Raw genomic sequence first — 4331 nt, 5'->3', positions numbered from 1 at the left:
CCGTAGAGCAAGCTCGGCAGCGTCGCATCATCTAACCTTGGGCGCATGGCTTTCAGCGAAGTAGGTTCCGGCCCGTGGCGCGGGGTCGAGTTCCTCCGCGGCCTCGCCACCCCCGACGACGTTCCCGCAGGCTGCGCCCCCTTGATGTGGCGCCACAACGGCACCGCACGACTCGGCGGCTTCGTCGCCCGGGCGCAGGCGCAGGTGCTTATCGACGACACCTTCGTCCCTGAAGGCACCCAACGCGCCAACCCAGACGCGTTCACCCTGCCCAGCGTGACCACCGCCGCTGCCGACGAGGCGTTCGTGTTCATCGGAGAGATGTTCGGCCGCACCGGCACCATCGAGACGAATCAGCCGTGCGTGGCAGCGCAGCTGACCATCGCCCCGGAAACCGAGTTGGCGATCACACTCAACCCGGACTTCGAGTACGCCTTCGTCGCCGTCGACGGCGACCTGGCCGTCAACCGCACCCCGGTGCCGGGCTTCCCCGTGGGGCTCGTGGACACCGGCCACCGCACCATGGGGCTAGAGAACCGCTCCGACCCGCTCGCGCACGTCCTCATCCTTGGCGGAGCGCCAGCGGGGAGAGATTAGCCACAACGGCCCCAAACCCGCTTCGCAATAAGGGCCCGGGTTGCGTCCCTTAGTGTGGTGCAACGCTTTCTGATGGTGGGCCCTGGGAAGTACAGGGGCGGCCACCGTCAGTAACCTTTCGACTCAACTACCACATTTCACCGAAAGGCACGTAACGATGACCGCTGCTCCGCATTCTATCGACCCTGAAACCTATCTGGATGGTCTGCTCGCCCAAAGACGTGACAAACGTACGGGATACGGATGGTTTGCCCATTGGTTCGTCGCAGCTACATCTATGGTGTCAGCGTGCGTGTGATGCATGAGGGGAGCATGGGCAATTCTTAAAGCTTCTGTTTGTCATTTTTACCGATGTCCCTTATGGATACGTGACCTGTAAGGTTTTCTCCCGGAAAACAAATGGGACTTTTTCCGAGGTTTTCTCGTCTTTCATTGATGGAAAACACGAAATGAGAAAATTGAGGAACGATCTGCACCGCTGGGAAATACTCCCTCAACTTATACGTGATGTCCCAGCCTTTGTCGTACCACCGAAACCGATCGAAGTCCTCTTTCCACTGAGGTCGCTCACGAAAGCTGTCGGGTACCTCGATGAAATTTAAATTAAATTCTCTCGTCCACTCAAGGATCTCGTTTCCCAAAACAGGTTCTATGCCTAAATCCGCGGGAAGATAGTAGCCCCTTCCTTCGGAACCGGTGACTACTAGTTCTTTAGAAGGCCACAAGGAACTTGGATGACTATATTCTGGCCGCAGGAAAATTCGATGGGGTTCCACGAAACTAGGCTACCGTCAATTTTACTGCCACGAAAGTGGAAGCCCCTTGACGCATCCCGCCCATTCTGTAGAGTACTCGTCGTCTCCAGCCCACCCGGTAACAAACTCGTTAGTTACGTTGCGGGCAATTGCCACACTACGAGTACCGCTATTAGTATTTTTTCTTTGCTTTCCCCAATTGCCGAGACGAGGGCGATCGAAATCCTCCGCTTGAAAAGTGTAGAATACGCACCCCAGGAAATCATACCACTCTTTCCTAGTTAGAGGATAATTCGCAAAATGGCCCGGATGTTCCCCGACCTCCGGATTAGGCGCCATGTGTGTGCGGAATCGTCTGCAATCCAGGGTCACCATCCCTCTGCCCGGTACTCGCCACGCAGCCAATTTCGTATCTGGTGGAAGCTCGTATTCAATACATGGGAGAACGCGCTCCTGGTAATTTTCGCGCGCTTCATCGTTATGGGAAGTTTCTGCTTGGAGGACGGGGGAACCAACGACGGGAGCGAAAATCGGCCAGTAGAGGTCCTTGGTTATTTGGGACACTCCCGTCAATTTTCCGCCCATAAACTCCTGCTCCTGCCAGAAGCTATCTTGTGCAACCGGATCCCCTACGGGGTAGCCTAAAAGCCCTTTTTCAAATCCCTGTTCAGTGTACTGAATCAGAAATGTTCCGCTCACCGGATGTGCTCCGTGTTGTGGCGTCCAGTAGATCATCCCACCTTCGAAGACGTTGTAACGTCCGATTCCGTCTGGGGTGGTCAGCTCGTCACTGATGGGAAAGCCAAGCGCACTGGTGTGTCCGCCCATGGATTGCCACTTGTCGTAGATTGCCCCTTGGATGCTGGCCTGTGTCGCAGGTAGCGCGTTGTGCGTGTAGACGTGGCCGCCTTCAAAGTGTTGGACGTACCACTGGTTGCCGAGTGAGATGTCGCTGGTGGTGGGGTATCCGAGAAACCCGTTTTCCCATCCGTGCCGCTGCCACACTCGTGACACTGGGATGCTGACGCTGTGCGCACCCGTGCGAGGGTGCCAGTAGATGAATCCATTAACGAACTCGGAGCGTTTGCCCACCCCGTCCGGGTTTGTCAGTTCCTTGGATTTCGGAAGGAGGAGGAAGCTGGTTGGTCCACCGATGGCGTCGTAAAGGTTTTTAATCGCCCCGCACACCTCAAACGGTGCCGGCCAGTACACGCCGCATCCTGGGCGGGCATTTAGCGTGGGGGTGCTCGGGTCGGTGAGTTTGGCTTCTTTGATCTCTGCTTGATCTGCATCGGCTTTGCTGGCGCCTGCCGGGATGCTCTCTCTGTCCGAGCGCATCTGCCCCGGGATGATCTCGCTGTGCGGGTCGTCGGTGGGGTGCCACTCGTCAAGGCCCTGAGGATTAAGCTCGTCCTGCGTGACTTGGTTGACCTCGTACCTTTCGGCTCCGGGAGGGGTGGGGATGCCCCACTGAGCGAAGGGGCCTTCGAGGCTTATGACGGGATTTTCAACTGTATCCGTTGTGGTTTGGGTTTCACCCGAATCTTGTGGGGATAAGTTGCTATGGGACGATGAGCCTGTTGAGGTGGTCTGGGCTTTGGTGGCAGTGGGATGAGCAATCGTAAGTACGGCGACGGACAAAACTGCTAGGCACTTTTTGACTTGCGGATTCATTGTCTTCCTCTGAATGTCTGGTGTTGCGATGTGCTTTGGCTGACCTTAGGCTACAAGTTGCCTGCCAATACCGCAGTGCAATCTGCCAAAATGTTAGTTCCGTGAAAGTAATGTCTATTTCTCGGAAAGGAAGAAGATCGGGGACATGAGGGTCGAGAGGAAATGCGCCACATTCCTGATGGCTGCCGCTACTGTTGCGAGCGTTGTAACTGGTTTGCCTCACGCTGTGGCGAATGATTGGCCATCACTGCAGGCGACGAGTACTACTCCCGTTAAGGACAATCGAATTGCTGCCTTGTGGCAGGTGATAACCCCTGCCAGTAGAGAGGGTGCATCTCGGGTTCGCAGGGAATGTACCGCGAGTTATGTAGGGGATGGGTTTTGGCTTACTGCGCACCATTGTGTATCCCAGAATCCGTCGATGGACGGTTACTTAGAGCAGTTTGATGGGCAGCAGGCAGGGATCGCCGGAATCTACACATTGTCGGATACGGATGACGTTGCTCTGATTGAGGTGGGGCCGGGAATTGATGCGGATACTTTTGAAGTAGCGCAGGATCCGCTCGACATAGGCCAGCAGGCAACACTGACGGGGTACGGAGAGACCCACGACTATGCGTCGTCTGCCACCACAACGATTGTCGCTCATCGTGACGAGATAGATTTCGGATCCGCAGTCTATACCGATCTGTTCGAAGCGCTGTCTGCAACCGCATCACGATCGTGCAGTGGTGACTCGGGGGGACCTGTTTATATCGGGTCAACCATCTATGCAATCCATACGGGAGGGGGTTACAACCCGTCCTGCGTCGACGGAAAAGACATGCTGATGTGGCACACCAATATTGCATCCAGGGCTGACTGGATCAACAGCACTATGAAATTGAATGCTGGGTTAACTGCAGCGGAGGAGTATAAGGCTGCTACCGGGCTCAATGCTGCCCTCACTGGACGAACCGGTATCGAGTGATGTTGGTCAGGGGTAGGATAGGCCCCCTCACAGTCCGTTGAGTAGCAGTCGCTTCAGTTCGTAGAACCTTCAGCAAAACAGTGGCGTCGGGGAAACGGTGGTTCTAACCGGCGTGTATGACGGCGACAGCGGTTTTGGAAGCTACCATGCTCCGTCGTTTGGCTACGGTAGCTATCCGGGGCGAAAGTACACGATTTCGAAGCAGCCATTTTCCCGTGGGGTCAGACAAAAGAAAAGGTTCTTCGAAGTGAAGCAGCGTCCGGTGCGGACAAGCCCCAGCGTGTGGCGTTGCCGGTGCGGTTGGAGCGGCTTGCCCGGGCAGCGTCGGACCGCCA

4 protein-coding genes are annotated in these 4331 nt (G+C 56.1%); 2 read left to right on the top strand and 2 right to left on the bottom strand.

Features of this window, described 5'->3' with window-relative positions; translation table 11 throughout:
* Positions 1-45: 45 nt before the first annotated feature.
* Positions 46-597, top strand: coding sequence for a hypothetical protein (locus HMPREF3120_RS09845; protein ID WP_070452892.1), 552 nt, complete (start codon positions 46-48; stop codon positions 595-597).
* Positions 598-920: 323 nt separating this feature from the next.
* On the opposite strand, the gene HMPREF3120_RS09840 is transcribed toward HMPREF3120_RS09845, so the two are convergent.
* Both HMPREF3120_RS09840 and HMPREF3120_RS09835 read right to left on the bottom strand, forming a co-directional pair.
* Positions 921-1373 carry a hypothetical protein gene (locus HMPREF3120_RS09840; RefSeq protein WP_141739424.1) on the bottom strand — a complete coding sequence of 151 codons (453 nt, stop codon included), beginning with the start codon at positions 1371-1373 and terminating at the stop codon, positions 921-923.
* Positions 1374-1394: 21 nt separating this feature from the next.
* A complete protein-coding gene (locus HMPREF3120_RS09835) occupies positions 1395-3026 on the bottom strand; it encodes an LGFP repeat-containing protein (RefSeq protein ID WP_070452889.1) in 1632 nt (543 codons plus the stop codon).
* A gap of 145 nt (positions 3027-3171) precedes the next feature.
* On the opposite strand from HMPREF3120_RS09835, the gene HMPREF3120_RS09830 reads away from it, so the two are divergent.
* Positions 3172-3996: a trypsin-like serine protease gene (locus HMPREF3120_RS09830; RefSeq protein WP_083284879.1), complete on the top strand. Its 825-nt coding sequence runs from the start codon at positions 3172-3174 to the stop codon at positions 3994-3996.
* Positions 3997-4331 lie beyond the last annotated feature (335 nt).

Source organism: Corynebacterium sp. HMSC11D10 (genome assembly GCF_001806995.1).
Lineage (GTDB): Bacteria > Actinomycetota > Actinomycetes > Mycobacteriales > Mycobacteriaceae > Corynebacterium > Corynebacterium coyleae.
This window is presented reverse-complemented; position numbering and strand designations above follow the sequence as displayed.

Coding starts and splice junctions, on each gene's coding strand:
- HMPREF3120_RS09830 (WP_083284879.1), top strand. CDS start 3,172: ATGAGGGTCGAGAGGAAATGCGCCACATTCCTGATGGCTGCCGCTACT.
- HMPREF3120_RS09845 (WP_070452892.1), top strand. CDS start 46: ATGGCTTTCAGCGAAGTAGGTTCCGGCCCGTGGCGCGGGGTCGAGTTC.
- HMPREF3120_RS09835 (WP_070452889.1), bottom strand. CDS start 3,026: ATGAATCCGCAAGTCAAAAAGTGCCTAGCAGTTTTGTCCGTCGCCGTA.